This window comes from Bacteriovorax sp. Seq25_V (assembly GCF_000447795.1).
Taxonomy (GTDB): Bacteria; Bdellovibrionota; Bacteriovoracia; order Bacteriovoracales; family Bacteriovoracaceae; genus Halobacteriovorax_A.
Genome location: NZ_AUNI01000015.1, coordinates 199,005 through 225,461, shown reverse-complemented (window position 1 = coordinate 225,461; position 26,457 = coordinate 199,005). Strand labels below are relative to the sequence as shown.

The 26,457-nt window shown below is 35.4% G+C and carries 27 protein-coding genes; 7 read left to right on the top strand and 20 right to left on the bottom strand.

What is annotated here, in order from left to right; genetic code table 11:
* Positions 1-26 precede the first annotated feature (26 nt).
* From M900_RS08835 to sppA, 12 genes are all read right to left on the bottom strand, one after another.
* Entirely contained in the window at positions 27-1,457 is a 1,431-nt protein-coding gene (locus M900_RS08835; protein ID WP_021274461.1) for an HD domain-containing protein, read from the bottom strand.
* 54 nt (positions 1,458-1,511) lie between these two features.
* Positions 1,512-1,709: a hypothetical protein gene (locus M900_RS08830; RefSeq protein ID WP_021274601.1), complete on the bottom strand. Its 198-nt coding sequence runs from the start codon at positions 1,707-1,709 to the stop codon at positions 1,512-1,514.
* A gap of 61 nt (positions 1,710-1,770) precedes the next feature.
* Entirely contained in the window at positions 1,771-3,318 is a 1,548-nt protein-coding gene (locus M900_RS17165) for a sigma-54-dependent Fis family transcriptional regulator (RefSeq protein WP_021274523.1), read from the bottom strand.
* Positions 3,319-3,453: 135 nt separating this feature from the next.
* The gene (locus M900_RS08820; protein WP_021274412.1) at positions 3,454-4,770 is read right to left on the bottom strand and encodes a PD40 domain-containing protein; all 1,317 of its coding nucleotides are present in this window, start codon (positions 4,768-4,770) and stop codon (positions 3,454-3,456) included.
* A gap of 9 nt (positions 4,771-4,779) precedes the next feature.
* Positions 4,780-5,568 carry a cell envelope integrity protein TolA gene (locus M900_RS08815; protein ID WP_034732130.1) on the bottom strand — a complete coding sequence of 263 codons (789 nt, stop codon included), beginning with the start codon at positions 5,566-5,568 and terminating at the stop codon, positions 4,780-4,782.
* A complete protein-coding gene (locus M900_RS08810) occupies positions 5,568-5,984 on the bottom strand; it encodes a biopolymer transporter ExbD (protein WP_021274439.1) in 417 nt (138 codons plus the stop codon). Before M900_RS08810 ends, M900_RS08815 begins: the two co-directional genes overlap by 1 nt.
* Before the next feature lie 3 nt (positions 5,985-5,987).
* On the bottom strand, positions 5,988-6,695 hold the full coding sequence (tolQ, locus tag M900_RS08805; protein ID WP_021274537.1) for a protein TolQ: 708 nt from the start codon (positions 6,693-6,695) through the stop codon (positions 5,988-5,990).
* Complete coding sequence (locus tag M900_RS08800; protein WP_021274375.1) at positions 6,692-7,492, bottom strand: hypothetical protein; 801 nt, start codon at positions 7,490-7,492, stop codon at positions 6,692-6,694. Before M900_RS08800 ends, tolQ begins: the two co-directional genes overlap by 4 nt.
* Positions 7,492-8,343 carry a hypothetical protein gene (locus M900_RS08795; protein ID WP_021274641.1) on the bottom strand — a complete coding sequence of 284 codons (852 nt, stop codon included), beginning with the start codon at positions 8,341-8,343 and terminating at the stop codon, positions 7,492-7,494. Before M900_RS08795 ends, M900_RS08800 begins: the two co-directional genes overlap by 1 nt.
* Positions 8,340-8,711 carry an SH3 domain-containing protein gene (locus tag M900_RS08790; protein WP_021274588.1) on the bottom strand — a complete coding sequence of 124 codons (372 nt, stop codon included), beginning with the start codon at positions 8,709-8,711 and terminating at the stop codon, positions 8,340-8,342. The genes M900_RS08795 and M900_RS08790 overlap by 4 nt, the downstream gene beginning before the upstream one ends.
* 5 nt (positions 8,712-8,716) lie before the next feature.
* Positions 8,717-9,946: a hypothetical protein gene (locus M900_RS08785; protein ID WP_021274489.1), complete on the bottom strand. Its 1,230-nt coding sequence runs from the start codon at positions 9,944-9,946 to the stop codon at positions 8,717-8,719.
* A gap of 2 nt (positions 9,947-9,948) precedes the next feature.
* Positions 9,949-10,902, bottom strand: coding sequence for a signal peptide peptidase SppA (gene sppA, locus M900_RS08780; RefSeq protein ID WP_021274398.1), 954 nt, complete (start codon positions 10,900-10,902; stop codon positions 9,949-9,951).
* A gap of 166 nt (positions 10,903-11,068) precedes the next feature.
* On the opposite strand from sppA, the gene M900_RS08775 reads away from it, so the two are divergent.
* Complete coding sequence (locus tag M900_RS08775) at positions 11,069-11,335, top strand: hypothetical protein (RefSeq protein WP_021274636.1); 267 nt, start codon at positions 11,069-11,071, stop codon at positions 11,333-11,335.
* Here M900_RS08775 and rlmN read toward each other — a convergent pair.
* On the bottom strand, positions 11,319-12,419 hold the full coding sequence (rlmN, locus tag M900_RS08770) for a 23S rRNA (adenine(2503)-C(2))-methyltransferase RlmN (RefSeq protein WP_021274744.1): 1,101 nt from the start codon (positions 12,417-12,419) through the stop codon (positions 11,319-11,321). The genes M900_RS08775 and rlmN overlap by 17 nt on opposite strands.
* A 165-nt stretch (positions 12,420-12,584) precedes the next feature.
* Here rlmN and M900_RS08765 point away from each other — a divergent pair, with 165 nt between their 5' ends.
* The gene (locus tag M900_RS08765) at positions 12,585-13,424 is read left to right on the top strand and encodes an endonuclease/exonuclease/phosphatase family protein (protein WP_021274697.1); all 840 of its coding nucleotides are present in this window, start codon (positions 12,585-12,587) and stop codon (positions 13,422-13,424) included.
* A 49-nt stretch (positions 13,425-13,473) separates the two neighbouring features.
* On the opposite strand, the gene M900_RS08760 is transcribed toward M900_RS08765, so the two are convergent.
* The 3 genes from M900_RS08760 to M900_RS08750 are packed head-to-tail and all read right to left on the bottom strand — an operon-like array spanning position 13,474 to position 16,744.
* The gene (locus tag M900_RS08760; protein ID WP_021274351.1) at positions 13,474-13,854 is read right to left on the bottom strand and encodes a hypothetical protein; all 381 of its coding nucleotides are present in this window, start codon (positions 13,852-13,854) and stop codon (positions 13,474-13,476) included.
* Positions 13,851-15,590: a hypothetical protein gene (locus tag M900_RS08755; RefSeq protein ID WP_021274726.1), complete on the bottom strand. Its 1,740-nt coding sequence runs from the start codon at positions 15,588-15,590 to the stop codon at positions 13,851-13,853. Before M900_RS08755 ends, M900_RS08760 begins: the two co-directional genes overlap by 4 nt.
* Before the next feature lie 53 nt (positions 15,591-15,643).
* Positions 15,644-16,744, bottom strand: a complete 1,101-nt coding sequence (locus M900_RS08750; protein ID WP_021274538.1) for a GNAT family N-acetyltransferase/peptidase C39 family protein — start codon at positions 16,742-16,744, stop codon at positions 15,644-15,646.
* A gap of 86 nt (positions 16,745-16,830) precedes the next feature.
* Here M900_RS08750 and M900_RS08745 point away from each other — a divergent pair, with 86 nt between their 5' ends.
* On the top strand, positions 16,831-18,327 hold the full coding sequence (locus tag M900_RS08745) for a RimK family protein (RefSeq protein ID WP_021274604.1): 1,497 nt from the start codon (positions 16,831-16,833) through the stop codon (positions 18,325-18,327).
* Between the two features lie 5 nt (positions 18,328-18,332).
* Here M900_RS08745 and M900_RS08740 read toward each other — a convergent pair whose 3' ends face one another.
* From M900_RS08740 to M900_RS08730, 3 genes are all read right to left on the bottom strand, one after another.
* The gene (locus M900_RS08740) at positions 18,333-18,794 is read right to left on the bottom strand and encodes a hypothetical protein (RefSeq protein ID WP_034732125.1); all 462 of its coding nucleotides are present in this window, start codon (positions 18,792-18,794) and stop codon (positions 18,333-18,335) included.
* Positions 18,795-18,840: 46 nt separating this feature from the next.
* Positions 18,841-21,171 carry a hypothetical protein gene (locus M900_RS08735; RefSeq protein ID WP_021274469.1) on the bottom strand — a complete coding sequence of 777 codons (2,331 nt, stop codon included), beginning with the start codon at positions 21,169-21,171 and terminating at the stop codon, positions 18,841-18,843.
* Positions 21,172-21,332: 161 nt separating this feature from the next.
* Entirely contained in the window at positions 21,333-22,016 is a 684-nt protein-coding gene (locus M900_RS08730; RefSeq protein ID WP_021274314.1) for a peroxiredoxin-like family protein, read from the bottom strand.
* A 391-nt stretch (positions 22,017-22,407) separates the two neighbouring features.
* Here M900_RS08730 and M900_RS08720 point away from each other — a divergent pair, with 391 nt between their 5' ends.
* The 3 genes from M900_RS08720 (at position 22,408) to M900_RS08710 (ending at position 24,904) form a co-directional block, all read left to right on the top strand.
* The gene (locus M900_RS08720; protein WP_021274790.1) at positions 22,408-22,989 is read left to right on the top strand and encodes a YkgJ family cysteine cluster protein; all 582 of its coding nucleotides are present in this window, start codon (positions 22,408-22,410) and stop codon (positions 22,987-22,989) included.
* Positions 22,990-23,063: 74 nt separating this feature from the next.
* Positions 23,064-24,197, top strand: coding sequence for an acyl-CoA dehydrogenase family protein (locus M900_RS08715; protein WP_021274639.1), 1,134 nt, complete (start codon positions 23,064-23,066; stop codon positions 24,195-24,197).
* 68 nt (positions 24,198-24,265) lie between these two features.
* Entirely contained in the window at positions 24,266-24,904 is a 639-nt protein-coding gene (locus M900_RS08710) for a hemolysin III family protein (protein ID WP_021274727.1), read from the top strand.
* Between the two features lie 83 nt (positions 24,905-24,987).
* Here M900_RS08710 and M900_RS17715 read toward each other — a convergent pair whose 3' ends face one another.
* Positions 24,988-25,158: a hypothetical protein gene (locus tag M900_RS17715; protein WP_021274362.1), complete on the bottom strand. Its 171-nt coding sequence runs from the start codon at positions 25,156-25,158 to the stop codon at positions 24,988-24,990.
* Positions 25,159-25,322: 164 nt separating this feature from the next.
* On the opposite strand from M900_RS17715, the gene M900_RS08705 reads away from it, so the two are divergent.
* Entirely contained in the window at positions 25,323-26,456 is a 1,134-nt protein-coding gene (locus M900_RS08705; protein WP_021274530.1) for an acyl-CoA dehydrogenase family protein, read from the top strand.
* Position 26,457: the final 1 nt, after the last annotated feature.

Here is a 26,457-nt window from a genome sequence, read left to right as displayed (position 1 = left end):
AAAAAGGAGCTCGAAGGCTCCTTTTTTTATGGAATCCTCGTCGCAATCCCCTCTTTCACAAGAAGTTCGAATGCACTATTTGAGCAAAAAACATTTGGTGTGTAGCTCATGCTTCTACTTAGCTTAGAAATAATAGAGTTTTCAACATCTGCTAATAGTTTAACGTCACCATTTTGATAACTGATCTTAACAGGATCTCTCTCAAGTAAAAGATTGGACATATTATTATCTTTTGCAATGGCCTTTGGAGACTTCACAAAGATAATCATCTTTGAAGGAATATCAGGAAGAACCCAGTCAGCACTTGATCCTTTCTCCTGAATAACAGCTTCGATTTGCTTCGCTTTATTATGGGCCTTCTTGAAAACCTTCTCATTACCACTAATATCATCTTGATTGAGAAGAACTTGCTTGAGTTCATCGGCCTTAATAGAAACCGCACCAGTTTTTAAAAGAAGTGTTTTCGCCATATCTTTAATATCTGGAACATTATCGAGACTGCCATCGATATACTTAGCATGAACAGTATTCATAAAGTAACTATCGTTGAATCCAAAGAACTTCATCGGCTCTTTAGAGATCATATCGAGAAGATCGCTATAACGGTACACATAACCTTTTTCTAAGAAATGGAAACATACTCTTTCTGCGATAGCATCATACCGTGCTCCACGAGGAGAGCGAATTACTTGCGAATACCAAGCAAATCTTGCATTTAGAAAATCTTCTACGCAGTGAAGAGCGTTGTGCTTAATTGTTAAAATATCATGATCACCTACTCTCATCGATTTAAAGTGATGAAGTAAATAATCACGGTCATAAGCTCCGTACTTTAAACCTGTATAGTGAGCATCTCTTAGAAGATAGTCCATTCTGTCACAATCAATTTCCGAATGTAGAATTTGATTTGCCATTACCGATGGATGCACTCCTTTTACTAGGTCAGAAACCTCTTGTGGATCAATACCATACTTTTCAAGGATATAAGTTAAACCACCTTCATAGTTTGTATTTTTGATTATAAAAGATCCAAGATTTTCATGATCATCTTTTAAACCTTTTCCACCACGCTTATTAGTTGTTTCACCGAATCTAATATATGCCATCTCTGTTGTATGAGAAAAACAGAATGTTCCAATATCATGAAGTAGAGCTGATACTCTAATGGCCTTATGATAAATCGCTTCTTTGGTTAGACACTTTGGATCATGTAATTCTTCGTCAGAAACAGCACGTCCACAAGACTTTAAAATATGATGAGCATTATGCATTACTCCAATAGAGTGTCCATAGCGTGAGTGTTCCGCGCCATGAAATACATAACAAGAAAAACCTAATTGCTTAATCCATCTGAGACGTTGAAAAAAAGGACTATGAATGATTTCTACTTCAAGTGGGGTGAGATTGATAAATCCGTATAACGGATCAAATACGATATTACTTTTTACAACATCCATGTTGGCCTCAAAAGAAATCCCCTCTTCCGGCTGAGGGGATTTTTTGTATTTTATTTATTGTACTTTTCTAGATTTTCTAGTTTTCTTTTTTGTTTTTTCGTTGATTGCTTGCATAATCAACTCGAATACTTTCTTTGCTTCAAATCTTAGGTCATTTTCATGAACAAAGCGGTAGAAGTTTTCAATATCTGCAGAATTTCTAAAATTCTTCGTATTCTTAATTGCTTCAGCTTGGATTAATTCAGTTGTCATATAATTTCCTCCACGGAATATTTTACTTTTTTAAAAACAATATTACAATTAATTCTCTTGATTACGCCTCTTTTGCGTCAATCATACCGTAGCTGTGAAGCTTATTATATAAAGTTTTTACTGTAATTCCTAAAACTTTAGCTGTTTTTGTCTTGTTACCACTTAAATGCTCTAAAGTTTGGCAAATGTGGTGCTTTTCAAGATCATTAAGAGTCATCTCTCTAAAGTTCATTTCTACTTTCTCAGTTTCAACAACTTCAACTACTTCAGCTTTTACGCAATCTGCCAAGTGATCTCTTTCGATGATTGAACTTGGAGAAAGAATATATGCTCTTTCCATAATTGATTGAAGCTCTCTTACGTTTCCAGGCCAGTTATAGTCTAAAAGTTGTTTAACAACACCAGGAGACATTGATTTTTGATTTTCTACATTCTTATCTTTATTTAAGAAGAAGTTAGCAAGTACTTCAATATCTTCTCTTCTCTCTTTTAAAGAAGGTACTCTTAGACCAACAGTTGCGATTACAAAGTATAGGTCTTCTCTAAATGTTCCTTCAGAAACCATATCTTTAAGGTCTTTGTTAGAAGCTGCAATAACTCTAACATCAGACTTAAGTGGAGATTGAGAACCAACTCTAAAGAAGATTCCATCTCTCATAAAGCTTACAAGTTTAGCTTGTAGTCTTACTGGTAATCTATGGATATTATTTACGAATAGTGTTCCACCATCACAAGCTTCTACCATTCCTTTAATTGTTCTTGATCCTCTTGCAAGGTCTAGTTCTTCTTTTCCAAAAATTTCTGCTTCTAGTTGCTCTTCAGTTCCCATTGAACAATCAACAGAGATAAATGCGTGATCTCTTCTTTCACTTCTACAGTGAATTCTTCTTGCGATCATTTCTTTACCAACACCTGATTCACCGTTAACTAGTACGTTTGCGTTAGTTACAGCAACTCTATCAACTCTTGAGATAAGTTCTTTCATAATAGCTGACTTACCAATAATTTCTCTTTCAGAGATTTTGTATGTATCAGCAATTTGGATTCCATTTCTTGATTTTAGAAGTTCCATTTCTTTTTCTTTAATCTTTCTTGCCAATGATTCATTTAAATACTTAGCCGAAAGGAACATCTTCATATTAAGAAGTGGTGCTTTAATTTCACTTAAAATTTCTAGTACTGTATTGATATCTTCTCTTTCAAATTTTACTTCTTCAGAATTTCTTCTTAAGTGGATTGTTCCAATGATTACACCATCAACTGATACTGGTACACAAAGTTCAGCAACAGCATTTGAACAAGAGTTCGCAAAGATTGGATCTCTACTAACGTTATTTGAAAAGTATGCTCTTCTAGACTTTACTACATGTCCACATGCACCAGTTGCTTTTTCAATTCTTTCAGAATCCTCAATCGCTTTACCGTTATGTGCTACTAGTCTTGAGCTATTATCTTCGTGAATAAGATTGATAAGAATATCGTCTGATTTAATGATCTCAGAAACATAATTTGTTAACTCACCAAAGAAAACAGACTCATTTAAAGTTGAAAGAAGTTTAGACGATAATTCTTCAATTCTTGTTGATTTTGTAGTCAGTGAGTTAGTCATTGTCATATCTCCCGTTAATTTTAATCTTGTTTCGCTGTGCGTTAATCTAAATTCATAATACACTGCGTCTGTATTTTTTACAAGACTAAAATACTCGGGTGTTTGAAAAAAATACACCATTTTGCGTATTTTCGATCACTTAGACCATCTAGGACTTATACACTTTCCAAAATTTTGCGTTAAAGCACCTAGAATTTTACCTTCGATGTCCATAATGTATAAATTTTGGACGGCCTCAGAGCGAGAGATAACCCTTTGATTTGTAAAAATAATGAACTGTCCATCTTTTGAATAGTCTGGGTCTTCATTTGACCCAAAATCTTTGGTAAGTCGTCCCAGAGCGCTTCCGTCACTGTTTACCTTGTAAAGATCGAATCTTTCATCCATCCATGAAGCAAAAACAATCTCCTTCCCATCAGGTGAGAATCTTGGGGTAGCATTGTATTTTCCAACATAGGAGATTCTTTTTACGCTATTTTCTTCGCTTGTAGGGATCATCGTATAAATCATAGGGTTTCCTGGACGACCAGAAAGAAACGTCATTAGCGATCCACTTGCATTAATTGACGGGTCAACGTCAGGAGCGAAGTTTCTTGTTAGTCTTTTTAATGATTTTGTAGCAAGTTCCATTTGATATATTTCAGCATTTCCATGAATGGATAAAGTCACATAAATAGACAGCCCATCCTCTGCGAAAACAGCGCCCGAATTTATCCCTGCTTTTTTTGAAATGATTTCACTCTTGCCTGTTGTTAGGTCAAGCATCATGAGATTATTATTTTTTGCTCTCCCCTTATTCTTTTCATCAATCAAACTATAAAGTACTTTTGTTCCGTCAGGAGAAACTGCAGGCGATATAACAAGTCCTTTATGAAAAGTAAGTTGTTTGATATTGGCCCCATCAAAGTCCATCACAAATAGTTCTTTAATTCCATTTGGCATTCTATAGTCAGATACAAAGAAGATTCGATCTGTAAAAATAGGGTCTTTTCCAACGATTGCTTTATAAGCAATCTTTGCTGCTTCGTGAGCAACTCGTCTCTGATCTAGTCTCAAATCAATATTAGAAGACGCAATCTCTGACTCTTTATCAATATTAAAAACTTTTACAGATAAAACAGGATTTTCAAGTTTAGAAATTCCAAGTTGGATTGAGTAATTCACCTTCTCCTTTCTATCACTATATGAAACCGTTCCAAATGCTTGCCTAGAGAAGCTCCCCTTCACTACTTCAAAATAGTTTTGATAGAATCGAAAATCATTTCTAATAATTTCCGCAATCTTCTGTCCCGTAGTCGTTAATGACGACAAGCTCGCATCATTTAAATAAGGTTCTTCTACGAAAACTTTTTCTTTAACAACTTGAGCATCCCCAACAGAAACAATAGTTAGTGAATTCTGTGCAAAAGAATTAAAATTAAAGCATAAAGCTAAAAGTATCAGTAATTTCATCATTACTCCTTATAGAGGGAATCCGAGCGCAATTTGTCCTGTTGATATTTGATTGGCAATGACTTCACTTGGAGCAGGAAAGTTTCCTACTTTTAAAATTGCGTTTAGCGCTCGTTGATCATAATCAGTATTGCCGCTTGATTTGATGATATTTGTTTTTATTAATTTTCCTGTTTTTGAAATAAAGACTTGAATCTGACAACTCAAATCTTTATTTGATAAAAATCCAGGCAGTGACCAATTTCTTCGAACTAAATCAGTTATTGAAAGAGCATACTTATCAAGCTCATCGCCAGAGTTTTCGCCTCCGTTCCCATATAAGGCCGAGCCTTCACTGATTCTATTTCCAAGAGACATAATCTTTTTAAGCTTGTCCCCACTTATTCCACCCGCTCCGGCCTGCTCTTCATTTTTTCTTGCGACAGGCTTCGCTTTTGATTTTGTTGTCTCACGACTACTTAAATCTTTTAACATATCTGCAAAAGAAGCTTTTTTTACTTCTTTTTTAAAAACAGTATTTTCATCACCACCTGTATTCTCTACTTTTTTCGGCTCTGGTGGCTTAATATTAATATCCCCTGGGGCCTCGTCATACTTCTTCAGTTCTTGAATCGTCATTTTAGGCATTGCAACCACATCAACTCGAATAGCCTTCCCGACAACTCGAATCTTTGACTTATCAACGTCATGACTACTAGAAAAAAATGAGTTCTTAGAAAATAAGAAAAAGAGTGCGAAAAGTAGCGCATGCACTCCAAAAGAAACTAGATGATAAGGAATTTTGCGATAATAAACCACTACTCTTTCTCTACCTCTGTTACTAATGCAATTTGATTAATCCCATTTGCTTTTAAATAAGACATCAATTTTGCAACTTTTCCATAATCAAGCTTGTAGTCAGCTCTTAAAAAAAGAGTCTGAGATTTCGTCTCTTGTAATTCTCTCTTTATAAAAGAAATGATCTCAGATTGAAGTACCTTCTCTTTTCCTAAGTAATACTCCTCTGAAGTTGTATAACTCAAAATTACCTGACTTGAATTTATACTGACGATATTTGATTCTTGAGTCTTTGGTAATACAAGCTCAATCCCGTTGAACATAAGTGGTGCCGTTATCATAAAGATAACAAGCAATACTAACATTACGTCAACTAACGGGGTTACGTTAATATCAGAGACCGGACCATTTCCATTTCCACCGCTTCCAAATGCCATAAATTACCCGTGAGTTTTCTTTGCAATTATTCTTTCTAACTCGTTTATAAATTCCTCGCCAAAATAAATCATTGATTCTGACGTTTTAGCTTTTCTACTTCCAAACTTATTGTAGAACCATACCGCAGGGATTGCGGCAACAAGACCAATCGCCGTTGCAACAAGAGCTTCTGCAATACCAGGAGCTACCGTCTCAAGAGTTGCTCCTCCCATAGATAAACTTGCAAATGAATCAATAATTCCCCAAACCGTCCCAAAAAGACCCACGAATGGTGTAATTGAACCAATACTAGCTAATGTCGTTAGAGAATCCCCTAGCTCTTCTTCAACTTTGATTTTTGTTGCATTCAAAGATCTTTCAATCCCCTGCATTCCAAAGTCAACAAAGTGAGCTCTAAGCTTCATCAGATCTCCATCATTAGCTTCTCTAAGTCTATTAAACTCTTTGAAGCCAGCGCAGAATAATCTCTTGTAAGGTGAATCGTCATAATTATCACAACGATCGTAAAGTTCTGTCATTGAACTTGCTTTTTGAAATGAATCGTAAAATTCCTCATTATTAGCAAATACTTTTTTAAATAGAAGTGATTTTCTAAGAATGATTCCCCACGATGCAATTGAAGCCATTACAAGTAGTAAAAGGTCGCCCTTCACCACAATACTTGCATTAAGCATAATTTGTAGAATATCTAAAGTTTGATGTTCATTCACAAGGTTCTCCTTCTTATAAAAGAAAAATATACATAAGTAACAATTGGTAACACAGCAAATACAACATCTCTTCTTATTGATGTTGCCGGCTCAAAATAAGCAAACTTACTTCCCCATACTGGATCTATTCCTAGAATAACAAACAGAGGGCAAAGTACAAGGAGGACATAAATTGAGGAGTTGACATAGGATTTTCCAAATTCAAAATAATAAATAAAAAACAGTACTATCAATGAATAAAATGAAATCCCTAGATTTTCGCCAAATGGAAAAACAGCAATATTGTAAAGGTATAAGAAAGAACTACAGATAACGACTTCCTTAATATTCAACTCACCTTTATTTCTTCTAAATATCTTTAGCACCATCAGATCAATAAAGAACACAAAGAATACAGATAAGTAATGCGTAATCGAAGGGCCAGCAGAAAATAAGACATTCTCTTGAACGATAGGTTTTACAAAGAATGACAATAAGGCGAAATTCATAATCGTAAAGATTAAAACTTCTGGATTGATACTTTTCTTTGCTGATGACTCAAAGGCCTCCGTAAAGTTCTTAATTCTATCCTCATAGAAATATCTCCAATAGAGAATAAATGCGATAACCTTCGACATTAAGCTTAGAGTCCAAGCATAATCAAATATCCAATTCTCAATAACTATCAAACGATGGTCTAATCTGAAATGGAAGAACGATATTATCGAAATAATGATAAGATGTACCACCCAGGCTAGAAAGTAGAAGCCAAATAATGGATAAAATGAAGATAGTCGATTATTGATTTTTGTAAGCATTATTTTTTACTTGGATCGATCCAGCTTTTTTGTAACTCTGGCGAAGGATAAATTTTTGCATAATTCTTGAAAAGAAGGTTTCCTTTCGTCAACTCATCTATCTTATTAATTAAAGTATAATAATTCTGCCAAAGCTTTTTATTATTAAGTAGTACTGTATTTACGTATTTAGTCACTTGATACTGCTGTTGAAAATTAAATCCCTTCGAATACACGATCTGATCAATTTCTTGTAAAAGATCAGAAATTTCTTTTTTCGGAACTAACTTTTGAAAAAAGTTTGTATTTCTTAATTTAGATAAAGTTGTCGCACTTATCATTGATTCGAAATGACCTTGCTTCACTCTTATAAGATCCTCATATAGAAGAGCAGATATCTGAGTTTTAGAAAGGTCCATCGTCTTAATAAACGGAACTGAAATAACAAAAAGATAACTATCCTTCCCCATCGGAAAAGCAAAGTGAGTAATATTACTACTATTGAAGAATAAAAGTTTAAACTTTACTCCATACTCTCCAACTTCTTTCAAGAATGCTTCAAAGGCTGGAATCATCCCATAATCAGGTCTATTAAAATCCCACTTTAAAATAGAAGCATTTTTCACAAGCCAGTACTGCATCATGATACTCCAGAAGTCTTCGTCATTTGGAGTATTGTACATAGACCTTAGTTTATCTTCTTTCTGCTTGTCTGCTTTTTGCTTTTCTACTTTCTTTTTTTCTACAATTTTTTCTAAACCATCTTTTTTTAAAATAGTTTTTATATTATTAAAATTTACGAAGTCATTTTGAATTGGCAACTCGTCAGCAAAACAAAATATAGTAAAGAGAGACAGTACTAACATCTTCATGGCATTGAACTCCCTTCGACGATAAGATCTTGAAGCTTAGCCCAGTAGTGCATGTCAGAAATCCCAAGATTTAACTCTTCGAAAAATTTTCTATACTTATCTTGATAGCAGTCTTTAGGTTTCTCAGATACTAAGTGCTTTGAGAAGATATATCCTTCATAGTTAGCATAGGTAACGAAGGAGAATTGTTCTTCTGTGCGAACTAGCTTTAATGGTTGACCGCATTCAAATGTAGTAATAATTCTTGATACCCGAGATGCATTCTGGTGAATTTGTCCATATGGAGTATTTAAGAACATCGTTTTAGACGATGCACTCACTGTACTGATGAGCGAAATGAATGTCATCATTGCCAGAACTTTTTTCATCTAAATCACACCTTCCATCTAAATTGGATAGTTTCCCACTCATGGCATTGTGGACAACGCCAAAAGATATCATCGGAGTTAAATCCACACTCTTTGCAATAGTGTTTTGTCAAAGTCTGATGCATATTATTTAGCATCTCTTTAACTTGAACTACAGCTTCATCATTCTTTTTAAGATCAATTAAAATTTTTATAAACTCTGATTTCAAAACTTCTGATTGGGCCTTATGGTTTTGAATCCAAGAATGAAGAACATTGTAAGCTTCCTCCACTCTATTCATTCTCTTATAAAGCCTTACTTTTGTTAAGATAACCGATTCTGAAGAAGTTAAATCAGCATCATTCAATCCTAAGAAATAATCAGTAAGAATATTGAGTCTTTGAAAGTACTTCTCTTTTACTGAATCTTCACCTTTAAACCCTTCCTCAAGTGATTCGAATGCGAATGAAGCATACATAGGCTGCTCTTTTAAAAGCTCCAAAAGATAGAACTTTGCTTCATCGATATTTCCTTCATGTAGAAGAACTCTAAGCTTTAAAATTTTTGCTGAAACACTCGGTGCAAATCTAAAAGCATCTTCTAGATCCTCTTCACACTTTGCAATCTCACCAAGTTCAAAATTCCATTTCGCCTTTTGAACAAGGATGTGAGAAATTGTTTCTGATTGATTCTCATGTCCAACTTTAGAAAGCATAATACGGTAGTTATATGCCTGATCCCAGTCTCCAGTATCTTCATAAATACGACAAAGTGCCTGAATAACTTGATACTGATCTCTATTGATTTTTAATACATCTTTATAAGTTTCGATGGCCTTATCGATAAACCCACCACGGTCAAAGTCTACAGCTAGCTCAGTTAATGCTCTAAGACGATGTGCTTCTGAAATACTTTCTCTAGCGATAAGACTTCGATGAATTGAGATCGCCTTATCAATTTCTCCATTCGATCTAAAAAGACCTCCAAGAGCAAAATAAGTATCAATAGTTTCACGATTAATATCAACAGCACTTAAGAATTCCTTAATAGCAAGGTCTCTATTCCCTGAGATTAAGTACTGAGTCGCATTTAAGAAAACTTTCGACTGAGCTTCGTAAATTGAATTACGATAGCGTTTCGATAGTTTTGCACCTGTGTCCTTCTCTATTAAATAGTGATAGACAAGTACGATTGTAAAACCAATCGCAACAACAGAAAGTAAATTATTTTGTAACCAGTTTAGATAAAATTCCATATTTATTTATACATCATTAATGGTGTATTCGAATTTTTCACCATCTCTTTCACGTAAGTTGATGCCTCTTCTAAATCCCCCACCATATCAAGGAAATTAAATTTCTTTTTCTTCTTAATATAATTTAGATTCAACTCACCTTTTAATTTAAGTTCCTTGTGAATGTTTCTAGCACATGACCAAAGGCCACTTAGCTCATCAACAAGTCCAAGATTAAATGCATCCTCACCTGAGAATACTTGCCCTTGTGCATGATCTTCAATATTTCCTTTAATTTTATCTTTTCTTGTTTTTTCGATATCTCTAATAAACTGCTTATGAACACCTGCAGTCATTGTCGTCATTAACTTATACTCTTCCTCAGTTAAAGCACGGTTAGGTTGCCCAACGTCTTTATACTTTCCAGCTTTAATTGTTTGAGGATTTAGTTTTGCAAATTCATAAAGCTTAGATAAGTCCATAAATTGCATGATTACACCGATTGATCCTGTAATAGTACCTGGAAGTGCACAAATTCTACGAGTAGCTGCACCTAGATAGTATCCACCACTTGCTGCTACCGATGAGAAACTTGCATAAATAGGTTTTCCTTCCTTACCTTCGGATTTTGTATAAGAATCATCTATTCTTCTAATTTCATCATAAACTTCTTGTGTTGGGGCAACAGCTCCACCAGGTGAGTTCACTCTCATCACAATTGCTTTTACTGTTTTGTCTTCTTCTGCTTTATGAATAAGCTCTACAAGGTCTTTAGAATCGAAGATAACACCATTAACTTCAATTACACCAATTGAGTCTGAGCCCTTAGAGGAAAGATTAAAGCCATCGCCATTTCCATCTACATTTTTGAATACTTTAACTGTGTATACTGAGAAGATAACGAGAACGACAAAAAATACTGCCACTAGACTCATTAAACCAATTACTGCTTTGCTTTTTTGCTTTTGTGCGGCCAAAACTCACTCCCTGAGTAATAAACGATAATTTATAAATATCAATAAGATACAACGACAATTTTCTCAAATTTAAAGCCATCCGTAAACTTTATGATAGATTCTACCGCATAAACTAAACTCTTTCTTTAATATTCCGATAAAATAGGAGTAGAACTTGGAGTATTTTATGAAAAAAGCCGCATTCTTGACTCTTTTAATCAGCTTAAGCGTTTGTGCAGAGACTTATGAAGCTCCTCAAATGGAAAAAGTTGAATGGAAAAAGCCTAAAGTAAAAGTATACAAAGATAACACTTGGGCCACGGAATATAATTTCAAAGAACAGAAGTCTCCAACAGATTCAGATGAATTTGATTCTAACTCACCTGAGCGTAAGCCATCATCTGGTGAAGAAGAAGCGAAACCAAAGTTTTGGGATTTTAAGTCGGTGAAGTAAAATTCTCTTCTTCCCAAAGATTTAATTTCTTATCCATTTCACTCTTTAACTGTCCACATGCCGCTAAAATATCAGCGCCTTTTGTCGTTCTAATTGTACAAGTGATTCCACCTTTCTCGAGTTGGTCTTTAAACCAATTAATACGAGTTACTGATGGACGCTTGAAACTTGATTCTGGATATTCATTAAATGGAATCAGGTTTACTTTTGAAACCTTCTTCGGAAGAAGATCAATTAGGGCCTCAATATCTTCAGCTCTATCATTATACTTCTCGATTAAAAGATATTCATAAGTAATATAGCGGTGTGCTTTGAGAGGAATTTTCTTAATTGCATCAAGAAGTCTCGTGAGATCATAAGCCTTATTAATAGGCATCAACTCACTTCTAATCTTGTTATGAGCAGCATGTAGAGAAATCGCGATATTAATCGGTGGAAAGTCATCAAGCTTTTCAATCTGAGGAACAAGTCCTGAAGTTGAAAGAGTCACCCTTCTCTGACCAAGTCCCAAACCTTTTGGTTCTAAGAATACTTTCGTCGCATTTTTAACGTGCTCAAAATTATGCAGAGGCTCACCTTGCCCCATATAAACGATATTAGAAAGTCTCTCTTCATCTGAGACGTTTTCTTTTAGCCATTTCGTTACAGCTAAGAATTGTCCTACAATTTCTCCAGCTTCAAGGTGTCTTGTTAATCCCATTGTACCTGTATGGCAAAAAGTACAACCGATGGCACAACCAACTTGAGAAGAAATACAAAGAGTCTTGCGATTATTTTTTGCGGGGATCATTACTGTTTCAACAGTTTTAGAATCTCTCATCCCGACGAGAAATTTCCTGGTTCCATCTTTTGAGTGACCATTCCATACAACTTTTGGAAGCTCAAAAGAAAACTTAGAAGTTAAAAAGCTCTTGAGATCTTTAGAAATATTTGTCCAACCATCAACATCAAAGACTAATTTTTCATAAACCCAGCTGTAGATTTGATCTGCATTAAATGGCTTATGCCCATTCTCCTTCAAGATCTCTTTAAGAGTATCGAGGGGAATCCCATAAAAAGATGGCTGGTCAAATATTGCTTTCAAATCAAGTGCTCCATAGGTAATTATACAGCCAATTAGTAGACCACAAAATCAACAAATGCAATTACTTAGGTAATAGTTATACGAAAAATCTAAGATTTTACTATTGAATTTCAGAGGCTTATCTGTCATCCTTTAAAATGTACATAAAAACAAAAGGACTTGTTTATGCTAAAAGGCTTAGTAGGAGCTCTAGCAACCGTGTGTTTATTCGCAAACCCGGTCGATGCAAAATTATTAAAACTCCATAAAATCCCATCAAAATCAAATGTTCTAAAAACTTATGTGACAGGGAACCCATCACAAGAGAAGCTGGCTTCACCATTTAATATTCTTGTTTGGAATATGTACAAAGGCAGTAACGATAGCTGGGAAAGTGATTTCAAAGCTCTAAGTACAAACGCTAATATTATCATTTCTCAAGAGATGTATCTCGATAATAAAATGTTCAACGTTTTCAAAACACATGGTGACTTCTATTACAACATGGCCACTTCTTTTTTTTACAAGGGAGAAACGAGAACTGGTGTAGCAACGATATCAGATCATCAACCGAGCTCAGTTGACTATCTTCGTTCACATTACCGCGAACCATTTATTAGAACCCCTAAAATTGTAATGATAACAACTCATCCATTAGAAAATGGAGAAGAGTTACTCGTTGCTAATATTCACGCTATTAATTTCGTGTCAGCAAAGAAACTTAAACACCAAATCAAAGAAGTTCTAGAGAGAATTAAAAATCACAGTGGCCCAGTAATTTTTGCAGGCGACTTCAATGTTTGGTCAAAGAAAAAAACAAAAATGCTAAGAGAACTAATGGCTGATGCGAAAATGACAGAAGTTAAATATAGTAAAGACGAAGATGATCGAATGAGAGTACTCGGAAAAGTTCTTGATTATATTTTCTACAAAAACCTGAATCTCGTAACATCTGAAGTTAAAGGTGAAATCGAAGGCGCCGACCACAAGCCACTCACAGCGACTTTTGAAGTTTTCACTCCTTAAAAAATGGAATAATAAAATCCAGATTTTTAACTATCTGGATTTTCTCCCATTAAAAAAACTTGGAAAAAATTCCCTTATTTCTTGGCTCAGGATTGAGATGCTTATCTCCATTATCAAAAAGAAATTGATTGAGCTTCGCTATATTAGAAACCTCTGAGTAAGCACGATTTAATAGCTCACTATCGACCAAGCAAACTCCTTCGTAGCGAAGTTTTGTACTTAAACCTAGAGAGAAGTTTTTAAGTTCTTCTTCAGTCTCAAAAGGTCCAAGACGTGTACCATCGAACATAGTTTTAAAATCAGAGTTGAGGTCAACAACTTCTTCTAATGGAACAAGACCTTTAATTGAATAGGTTACTTCAATGAAACGAGCCAATCCTTTGCGTTGATCTCGAGAGTAAATAAGTATAAGTGTTTTTTCTATATTCATCTTAAAATTACTCCAAAGTCTAGACTTACACTACCTTTTGGCATGAATGACAATTCAATCTCATGGGTTGTATTTGTAAGTTGTACATTTTCTTCATCAATAATTTTTTGAAAAACATATGTTGAAGGATACTTAATTTTAAGTTTCTTCTTATAACTCGAAGGATTGAAGATATTAATTCTCTTCACTCTTTCATACTTGAGGTCACTATGACTTACATTACGCTGATACCAAACATAACGAATTCCAGTTTCAGCATCAATTTGACAATATTCGACTTCAAGGCTTGAGAAAACCTTTGCCCAAAATTGATCTAGCTTTGTAGCGGAATTTTCTAAGGCGGTTAGCTCTGAGCTATCATAGATAAATAAACGCCCATCCCCCATTGAGATAGTTTCAATCTGCGTTAGATAACGAAGTCTTTCAATTTCGAGATCATTTTCGATGTAAAATGATTCCAAACGACGCTGTAAAGATTCATCAAGACCATTTTTATCAATGAAGATATTCATCCCATTCATAAACATCTTCAAAGCACTACTCATTTTTTTAAGATCGAGATCCTTACCAGAGAAATAAAAATACTCATGGCCAGAGTCAAGCTCATCTTCCCAGTTAAAATCAGAATACGAAGAATAAAATGTGTTTGAACTAAAATTCTCGTCACAGTATTTCGTAAAGCCAGAATCGCTGATTTGTTTTAAAGAGTTTATCACTTGATCATTATGAAAAACCTTGATCATATATGAAGGCTTGAAGCAGTAATCAAAAGAGCTCGAAAGAGTCTTGTCGTTATACAGTAATTCGATACTATCACGAGAAAGAACTTTATTTTTAAAAGAAGCAAAAATACCTTTCTTTCTTCTCGTAGGTAGGAGCATTGATGATGGGTAAACCCCATGACTGAGATAACTTATCGCCTCATCCATAATCGCAAGATCTGAGATATGATCTATAGATCTATAAATCAAGTCATTACTCTTACCAAGGAGAAAGCCATATTTTTTTACACCCTGCCAGTAGGTTGCAAGTTCTTTCTCTGCAGCTCCTAGGTAGAGATCATAAATAACTTTTTGATATTCTTTCTTTAAGTTACTTTCTAATTCTTGATCAATATTTTGTTTCGCAAAGTTTTCATCTTCTTTCTTTGCTTGAAGATAACGTGAGAATCCTTTATCAAATACTGGAGAATAGTCTTCGATAAAAGATTGAAAGCTTCCATCTTCGAAACTCCCACAATCAACTCCCCAAACGCCAGCATTGATTCCTGCGCGCGAGAAGTAAGTACCTAGCTCATGACAAAATCTTGTAAATGCCGTGAAAATTCTTGGATCAAAATAAGAATATATTTGATTAATATTCCCTTCACTATCAGCAAAGGCCTTATTCATACCATTTTGATTCTGTGAATTATTGCGGGCCAAGAGAAATGGAATTCCACCATTTGGAAGAAATGGCATCGGCGATAATGAAAGTAGAAAAATTACTTCCTTGTCATACTGCTGACAAATGTCGCTTAGTTTTTTTAAATCTGTTTCGGGCTTTTCATTCGCAAAATCGAATCTCTCACCTGTGTCCGAGTGAAAGCTCCAATTAATTGGTATAATTATTTTTGATGCTCCAGAGAGCTCTTCTATTTTAGTCTTCCAAAGTGAAGCTGAAGTCTTCCAGTAGAGAAACCATCCCTCTCCAGGAAAAACCAGATCATCATCCTTGATAACAGGTGTCGTCAACATTTCGTAATCTCCTACTCCAATGATAGCAAGAATCTTCGAACAAAGGCAATGATTTAGCTTGAATAAATGGCAACAATACTCTTTAGCTGACCCGTTCCAAATTTTGACATTTTCTCAAACTCTATCTTACTTACTGGAATATCCATATTGTCGTAAGGCGTTTGGTTATCGTCAATTTCAGGATCGTGGAAATAAATAAAATCCTCTTCTATTCCAGTGATCACAATCCAGTGGGGAGCTTTCGTTTCCGTGAGTCGATAAGCGCTAATAAGAACAAGTGGAATACCTCCACTATCAAGAATATCCTTTAAGGTTGTAAAACTATACTCATCATAATAGATTTTTACATTTGTCTGTTTTAACTCTTTTTCAAATTCTTTTTGAACAATTTCAATAATATCTTTCTTCTTCTTGTCTCTAACACCCTTAATAAAAAGTGGAGCCTTAGAATTTAAGTAAAGCTCAACTTCAAAATTTCTTCTCTTAGCCGCAAGAGCAAGACCATGGGGACCACAACCACCGTGACCAGATGTCATAAAAATAGTCGTCGCCTCTCTCCAAATTTGCATCTCTGTTGAAAGTTTAAGTTGAATATTTTTATCAAAGGCCTTCATCGCCATCATTAAAGAGGAAGGGCCACAAGTAAACTCAGTTTTTTGGTGATAGTAAGGCACCTTAATTTTAGGACGAGACTCGAACTTTCGAATCTTCTTCTCGTAACACTCTGCATCCTCGTGGTCCTCGTAATAGTTAACCTTATGGCCAAATTTTCGATATCCAAGCTCTTCGTAGAGATTAATTGCCCTTTCGTTTGTCGTTTTAACCTCGAGGCGAATATAGGTACTTCCATGCTCAAGGGCCTCATCTTCAATTTTCTTCATTAACTTAAGGCCAACCTTGAACTTTCTAAATTCAGGGGCTACGGCGATTGAGTAAAGCCTAGCTAAAGATGTTCCTCGATGAAATAGGATTAGGGCATAGCCAAGTATCCCTGAGTTATCTTTATCGTAAGCGATAATAAGCGAGCTGTTTGCTTTGTTAATAAAGTAGTTAAACTGACGTAGACTTAAGCAATCCGAAGAGAAAGACTTCTCTTCGATTTCCAAAAGTTTTGGAGCATCTTCTTTCTTGGCCAGGCGAAACTTAATATTCATACAACCCCTAAAATTCCTAATAATTTAAGTTACCTCAGATTTAGTTTTTGGTATATTGATTTCATAAAATTTTTAAGGAAATTTAAATGACAAATTTTTTCGTACTTGTAGATAAGATTGATGACTGGAAACCATATTTCCCTACTGATCAGCTTATTCTCGCCAATGATTATCTTTTTTCAAAATCTTACTCCGAAATGAAATCAACGAGGGTTTTAAACCTTTGCCAAGACACATCATATCTATCGATGGGTTATTACTGCAGCCTACTCGCAGAAGCAAGAAGCCACAAGATCATGCCAGCAGTAAAAGTAATTAATGACCTTTCAAAGAAAGGATTCTATCTGTATGACCTTGAAGAGTTTGATGAACAGATTAAGGAGATTGCTCCGAAAATTATTCAAAAAGATATTGATGTTAAATCTTTTAGTTTTAAAATATTTTTTGGAGAAGTTGAAAACAAGCTTTTAAAGTCCATAGGACGCCAAATTTTTGAGCAGTATCCATGCCCTATTCTCGAGGTTGTTGTCTCTTATAAGAATTTTTGGAAAGTAGATACTGTTCACCAAGTGGGTTTAAAAACTCTAAGTGAAAATGATCAAAACATATTCGCAAAAGCTCTTGAAAAATTTAGTACAAAAATCTGGAGGACACCAAAGAGTAGTAAAACATATCGTTATGATCTAGCTATCCTAGTTGACCCTGATGAAAATATGGCACCAAGTGATGAGCAAGCACTTAAGCTTTTTGCCAAGGCCTGCAAGGAGCAATCGGTATACTGTGAAATGATCACAAAGCGCGACCTCTCAAGACTAAGTGAATTTGACGCTCTATTTATTAGACAAACGACAAGTATCACAAATATTACATATAAATTTTCTAAGAAAGCGAAAGCCGAAGGACTTGTTGTCATCGACGATCCAGATTCAATACTAAAGTGTACGAACAAAATATTTTTAGCAAATTTATTTGAAAGAAATAATGTTCCAATTATCCCTGGACACTTTGTCTCTGACTCAAAAGAGAAAACTCTTAACATGCTAGAAGAGTCATTATCCTATCCAATGGTTTTAAAAGTTCCAGATGGTTCTTTTTCAATTGGAGTAAAAAAGGCAAAAGATAGAACTGAGCTACTTGCCCTATTAAAAGACTTCTTAAAAAAGTCTTCACTCGTGATGGTTCAAAAGTTTTTCTATACCGATTACGACTGGCGTATTGGAATTATTGGAAAGAAACCAATTTTTGCTTGTAAGTATTTTATGAGTAAAGGCCATTGGCAAATCTATAACCATAACCAAGAGAAATCCAACGATGATTTTTCTGGAAACTTTGAAACAATGAGAATTGAAGATGCTCCTCCTTATGTAGTTAAGACTGCTTTAAAGGCGGCAAACCTAATCGGAGATAGTCTTTATGGTGTTGACTTAAAAGATGATGGATCAAAGGCGTATGTAGTAGAAGTTAATGACAACCCAAATATTGACTTTAATGTAGAAGACAAGGTTTTAGGAGAAGAGCTTTATAATCTAGTCATTAAAGAATTTGTTAATCGAATTGAAAAACAAAAAAATGGGTCCATCTAGGACCCTTATTTCTTTCTCGTAAACTCACATTTGCGAGACTCTTTTGAATAAATCCCATCACGAGATCTCGCTGAGTATGTACGACTGTAGTACATCACCTGATCTACAATCTTAAGATGTCCAATTCCCTCTCCTGTTGAAACCTCATTTTTGCCCTTCATCCACTTCACTCTATCCACATTGAAGTTTAGTGATTGACCATCTTCTCCCCAAAAGAGATTAAAGATATTAACAGTTTTCTCATACTCATTCTCGTAACGTTCATCATATGGCATTCCTATCTTGTAATCGATGCCATAAAAATTAATGTCCTCACAGCTATTTTGTCGAACAATTAAAGATTCTTTTTTGATGACACCATCGCGATCACAAATTCCTTCCCACTTTCCAGTGAGATTGAGACAAGATGATGCATAAGAAAATTTTGAGATAAGTACTGTTACTACTAGGAATATATTTTTTTTCATCCTAGTAGCTTAACGAAAATTTAGTGAGGTAGCAAATACTCTAATATTACTTCACAAACTGCTTTGGTAGAAAGTTGAACTTATACTTTCCACCAATCGAACCAGTAAGATCGGAACCAATATCAATTTTACCTTGAAGCTCCTCACCAAGATTCATGAATGAGGAGGCAATACGATCATTAAAACTGTCTTCTTTGGTCCAACAATTTGACGCAAAAAACTCAGTACACTGTGATGAAAATTTATTTTCAACAGCTTCTTTCAGTGCTCCAAACTTCTCGTTTAATGATTCTTGCTCTTTACTAAGTAGTTCATTAATTCTTGCCTGTGATTGTTCTCTATCTCCCTTAACAAGATTTAGATGTCGATAAACAAGAACTGACATATCAAGAAGATTTGTACCGTTTGTCTTTGCTTTAAATGGACTATTTTCTCCAACCTTCCCCATTAACCATGCAGTTGCAGCATCTGCTTCATTAAACTTTGATTTTGTTGGATTGCCATAGATGTCAGCTAAGAGATAAGCTGAGATATTTTCATTTGTCATTCTCGATTTGTAATAACTCGGATTTTTATTTTTAATATTTTGATCTATAAACTCAGCATCTAGAATTTTTCCATGTTTTCTATACGTTGCGAGAAGTTCAGAAACCTTATCTGATTTATAGAGATTTTTATTTTGAGCGATATGATCTTCAAAAGTTAATGCGATGGCCCTCTTATTTTTATTTTCTTCAATTACTTTTTGAGCTATTTTTAAAGATGTAACATGAAACATTCTTCCAAGAATATTATCAGGATCATTTTCAAGCAGCGCTTTAATTTCTTTATTGACTGAATCACTACAGTTAAATTTCACTTCTTCGGTAGCCTCTGACGACTGCGTAACAGCAAGAACTTCTGGACTCGCTTCTAGAGGCGCGGGCTTTTCTTGACCGAGACTTGCGATAGTTCGATCTATACACTTATCATAGCTTCCAGAGAGAAAATTAAATGCACCTTTCTCACACTTTTGAGAAACTTCCGCTTGTTCAAGTTCACTCACCGTAAGTTCTGCTTTTTTCTCATTAAAAGCTAATGCATTTGCTTCTTTAAATTTCTTATTCGCTTTTCGTTTACACGTATTATATTGAATATTTGTGCTATCACCTTCTCTTCCAGAATGTGTAAAAGGTTTTTTCCCACATTCAGCTAAAAGATTTTCTTTTTTCTTGGCCTCGTATTCATCCTCAATTTTCTCTAACTTACTTTCATAGATTGCATACTTTACTTTATGAGGCTCCTCTAATTTCTTTCGCTCTTCTCTTAGCTTTGCCCTAACTTCTTCATAACAAGCATCACGCTCATAACCCATTCTATAATCTTTACGACATTGAGCTCTATACTGTTTACGATGGTCATCAAGAGTATTGTCGACAATTTTAAATTCGATATCTCTTTCCAATTTAAATGCTTCTGCAAAATCTTCATCCAGTTTGCTCACACATTTTTTTACATCTTTAACAACTTCATATCGATAAGCTTTATTACAAATAACTTCCTTATTTAAAACGTCTCTCTCTTCTTTAACTGGCAATACTTCCATTACAGGATTTTCGACGCTCACTATAAAAGGCTCCGCCTTCACGGCTTCTTCTATTTTTCTCTCTTGAGGTTTTTCATTGATTTTCTCCGGAGCTGGAGCTGCAACAGTTGCGATAGGAAGCGAGCTTCCTTCATTGGCCATTAGTTGAGAAGCTGGTGCTCTTGATTTTTTCTGAGCAGCAGACTTAGCAAGCTCTACCCTCTTTTCACTTTTTGCTATTCTTTGACATAAATTAAAATCACCAGTTCGCTTAGTGCAATCACTAATTTTCTTACGGTCCTCATCTGTTAAAACGACAGGTCCAACAATCGTAGCAGTCGTCAAAATACTTCCATCTTTTCCTGTTGTACTTTTCGCATCTAAAGCTACTGCCCTTTCAACCTTAGGAAGAACTTTTGACTGACTGTATGATCTCGCATCTAAAACAGCTAAGACCTCACGATCAACTTTTGATTTTGCCGCTTTTTCCTCTGCAAGTTTTCTTGCCTTTTTGTATCTCAAGGAACTCTCACAAATGACCGGCTCTGAGCTTAATTTACATTTTTCAATTTCTTGGTTTGTCAGGACGATATGTCTATTTGAAGATCTCTGTTTTTCTAATTCATTTATTTCAACGATATTCTGTCTGTTCATTTCGCGCAGACACGATTCCTGTAGTGTCTGAGGCTTCTTTCTACAAAAGACAATATCCTCAGGAGTTAGTTGCGATTCTCCAAATCCTTCATGAATACCGAGATTCACCGCAAAAACAGATGTATAGGATAGAAAAATTAAATACAGGAATAGCTTCATAAAATGCCTCAAATATTAAACTATATTAGTCAATTATCGACATAGAACGATTTTTCCATAAATAAAAAATAAATATCTCTATAATTTCAATCACATACACTTATGGGGTATATTTAAAATTTACCCCATTTTGTTGGCTATACAGGCATAATTGGGAGGATTTAATTATTTTTGCATTCTTTCAATACTTCTAGCGGCTCTGCTCTTTTTGTATAATCAGCATCGATAAACGCATAAGTAATCTTACCTTTTTTATTTGCCACATAAGTTCCAGGCATCGGTATCTCGTGCTTCGATGTTCCTTGATTTGAATCAAGATCAATTCCAAATTTTTTATAAACAGCATTCAGATCATCTTGAACTTTAAAAGCAATTCCAAATTTTTTAGCAATCATATTATCTTTGTCACTATAAAGCTTGAAAGGTAATCCTAACTTATTCTGTGTTTTCAAATTTTCTTTTTCTGTATCTGGTGAAAGAACAATCAACTTACAGTTTGCTTTTTCAAATTCAGCAGCTAAGTTTTTGTACTCCTTTAGTTCTATAATACAATATGGACACCAGCTCCCTCTAAAAAATTTAACTACAACTGGCCCATCCTTATAGACATCACTAATACTCTTTGGCCCGACCATGAATTTTGGTAAACTCATATTTTTAGAAACAGCCTTTTTTTCAATCCCGCTATCCTTTAGATCTCTAAGAGAGTCTTCCATAATCTTTTTTATCTCTTCAGGCCTTTTTCCTGAATTTTTACGAGCATCAAGCTTCTCCTGTAGGGGCCCGGCCCAAGAACTCGTCATGGGAATAACTAAGGCAATCAAAATCATTTTAATACTTTTCATCAACACTCCTAAAACTGTTCTATTACAGTGGGCCAATATTTTCGATAAAGGTAATTTTACTAAAGATACACCAGGCAATGACACGAAATATCTAAAACTGATCCCCATTATAAAGGATCAGTTGATAGTTAGTGTTAATTCTTTGTCAAAAGTTACATAAACTGCTCCAGTTAAATGGGGACAAAAAAATCTAAAACCAAACGATTATCCAGTGTTAAATCATAACTTTGTGCGCAGTTAGAATAATTTGGAGTTAAATATTTAATATAACGAGCAATAGTCTCAACGTTATCCCCATTTATCTGGAGCAGTTTACATTTTTCATATTGCATTTAATTCAAAGTTGGATTATTTATTCCTCGTTTTTCTCTCTCGTTTGGAAGGCCGTGGTATGAAGTGGTTGGAAGAGTTAAGTTTAGAAGTTGAACAAATCTATGAAAGGTCCAATGAGACCTTTTCGACATATCAAAAAGAACAAGGTCTTCACTGCCCAAGTGATTGTGGGAAGTGCTGTCTCTCAAAAGAAATAAGTGCCACTGTGCTTGAGATGCTTCCAACAGCGATCCGACTTTATAAAGAAGGGATTCACGAACAAATTTATGAAACCTTAGTTCAAGTTAATACTCCACAATGTATTTTCTATGCTCCGACTTCCGCTGATGGAACAAAAGGTCGCTGCCTTAACTATCACACAAGACCTTCTGTCTGTCGCTCCTTCGGGGCAGCCGCCGTTCGCGGAAAATTAGGTGATAAGAAACTTAGTATCTGTCGGGTACTTAAAGATACATACCCAGAGCTGCTCCCGGGCCTGAAGGTTGAAGAGGCTCCCGTGGTTGGGGAATATGCAAGGCAGATTGCGGGGATTAATATTAATTTAGGAACCCAGATTCTCCCGATAAACGAGGCCCTCAAACTCGCCCTAGATAAGGTCATTTTCTATTCCCAATTTAAGGATCATTCGAACTCTATTTAAGCCCATCGCGTCATGTCAGTTTGTGTAAGAAGTTATAGATTTTATCTGTAAGAAATTTTCAAAGGACAAAATCGATGTGGTACTTCAGTGAGGAAGAGAAACAAATCCAAAAAATGTGTCGTGACTTTTCAAGAAACGAATTAGCTCCAGTAGCAGAAAAGCATGACCATGAAGAAACTTTCAATATGGAAGCTTTCAAAAAAATGGGTGAAATTGGTGTCCTTGGTATCACTGCTGATCCTGAGTACGGTGGAGCTGGAATGGGTGCTCTTGCTGCAACAATCGTGATGGAAGAATTTGGAAAGTCATGTGCTTCTTCAACTCTTTCATATCTTGCACACTCTATCCTTTGTGTTAACAATATTCAAAATAATGCTTCTGACGCGCAAAAAGAATTATACCTTCCAAAACTTATTACTGGCGAGCACATCGGTTGTATGGGAATGAGTGAGCCTGAATACGGTTCGGACGCGGTAGGAATTCAAACGAAGGCCGAAGATAAAGGTGATCACTACCTATTAAATGGTACAAAAATGTGGATCACTAATGCACAGTACGCTGATATCGCTTATGTTTACACAAGAACAGGAAGCGACAGAAAAGATCTTTCGACATTCATTCTAGAAAAAGATAAAGGTCACTTCACTTTTGGTGGAGCGATTCACAAGATGGGAATGAGAGCATCTCCAACAGGTGAGTTAGTTTTTGATAATGCAAAAGTTGGCAAAGAGCACCTGGTAGGAAATCAAGGTGATTCAATTTATCACATGATGAAAAATCTTGAGATTGAAAGAATCACAATCGCAGGTATTTCTCTAGGTATTGCTCAGGCGTGTGTTGACCAATGTATTAAATACGCAAATGAAAGAAAGCAATTTGGTAAGACAATTGGAAATTATCAATTAATTCAGAAGATGATTGCAGAGATGGCAACTGAAACTGAGATGATGAGAAACTTCCTATACAATGCAGCTTACCGTTACGATCAAGGTGAGAAAGGGCCAGTTATTGCAGCTCAAGTGAAGCTTGCAATTCCAAAGATGGCAACAAAGATCGCTCTTGATGCAATTCAACTTCATGGTGGATACGGTTACTCAAGAGAATTCCCAGTTGAAAGAATGATGAGAGATAACAAACTTAATGAAATCGGAGCAGGAACTAACGAAGTAATGATTATGATTATTGCTAAGAATCTACTTGCTCAATAATTTTCCTCGGGCCATAAGCAAATTTGTTCTTATGGCCTTAAATCCCACTCTCTCATTATAATCAGAATATGGAAAAAAATATTACTGGTTATACAAAACAAGAAGATATCGCAAATACAGTAACTCACGGAATTGGACTATTTATTGGTTTTATCGCCGTCTCATACTTGATTTATAAATCAATAGCGATTGGAAGTTATCTCCACCTCTTTAGCTATACCGTTTACGGTGCTTCATTATTAGCAATTTATTTTGCAAGTACGGTTTACCATTACGTTCAATGTGATATCAAAAAACTCAAGTGGCAAAAGGTTGATCTTGTTTGTATCTATTTTTATATCGCTGGATCATACACTCCATTTATGCTTCTTAATCTTAAAGGAGAAGTTGGACTTAAAGTTTTAGCTTCGGTTTGGTGTATCGCCCTCTTTGGAAGTTTCTACAAACTCAAAGTTAAGAACCCTAATTCATTTGTTTCACTTGTCAGCTACTTTGCCATGGGTTGGTTTATTGTCACTGCATGGAATCCATTTGTTAAAAGCATTTCTAATGAAGTGTTAAACTTCATCAAAATTGGTGGCTTCTTCTACTGCCTTGGTGTTGTCTTCTACCTACTCGATCGTATGAAATACAATCATGCAATTTGGCATCTCTTTGTGATGGCCGGAAGTGCTTGTCATTTTTATGCTATTGCAATTGCGTCTTAGTTTTATATGGAAAGGCTTGAGAAGGTCACCCTAGATAAATTATCTAAGTGATGAAGAGTTGGAATTTTTGCGACAGTCTTTATTTACTTAGCAAACCAATGAGCAAAGGCCATTGCATTTGGCGTAATAAAAAGATGCATAATCGTCACAACAAAAAATAAACAAATTATTACCATCAGCGGGAAACTATCAGTGATATGTTCATCCTCAACGGCAATCGAAATGTCTTGAGTCAATTTTTTTTCTTTTTTCACATATGCCTCCTAAATAATATTATATGACATAAATCATGAAAAACCGAATAGATGAAAGAAGATAACACATTAAACGTATTTTCAAGCACTTACACACATTGTTTTTTATCCTCGATCTGTGAAAATTTTGATAACCTCTGGGAAACATATTGAAAGGACATGAAATGAACGAAATGCAGCAAGAAATTGTAGCAGGTCTACGTAAGTTTAGACTCGACAAAATTGAGCCCGTAATGGAGCACGACGATCAAAATTCGAACTTCAGGATGGAAATTTTCAACGAATTGGGAGAACTAGGCTTCACCGGAATGACAGTAAGTGATGAGTACGGAGGATCTGATCTTTCTTGCGAAGACTATACTTATGCATTAGAAGAAATCGCGAAGAGTTCTGTTCCTTATGCAGTAACCATTTCTGTTTCTTCAATGGTTCAATCGATATTAAATATTTATGGTAATCAATCACAAAAAGAAAAATACCTTCCAGAGCTAACAAGTGGACAAGCAATTGGAGCCTTTGCACTTTCAGAATCAGGTGCTGGTTCGGATGCCGCTTCTTTAAAGACAACTGCGAAAAAAGTTGATGGTGGTTATATCCTTAACGGATCAAAACTGTGGATCACTTCAGGTGGAATCGCCAAAACTTATATTGTGATGGCAAGAACGGGAGTTGAAGGAGCTAAAGGTATTTCTGCGTTCATCGTTGAAGATGGAACAGAAGGATTTAGCTTTGGAAAAAAAGAAAATAAAATGGGTTGGACAATTTCTCCGACACGCGAATTAATTTTTGAAAATTGTTTCGTACCAGAAGAAAATCTCCTTCTAGGAGAAGGACAAGGATTTACAGTTGCAATGGGCGGCCTTGAAAAAGGTAGAACAGCAATTGGAGCTATTTCTGTTGGTTGTGCACAACGAGCTCTTGATGAAGCGATCAGCTACTCATTAGAAAGACGTCAATTTAAAGACGAGATTTTTAATTTTCAGGGCCTTCAATTTATGATGGCAGATATGGCAACAGAGGTCGAAGCTTCTCGCCTACTCGTTCAAGCTGCAGCTCGCTCAGTTGACTCAGGGAAACCAGATGCAAAACTTGCATCGATGGCAAAGATGAAAGCATCTGATACAGCGATGAAAGTAACAACTGATGCCGTTCAAATCCTCGGTGGCGTTGGATATACAAAAGAATACCCTGTTGAAAGATTTATGAGAGATGCAAAAGTTCTACAAATAGTAGAAGGTACAAATCAAATTCAAAAAGTAGTAATTGCTAGAAACCTAAAGAAACAATACGAGAAATAAA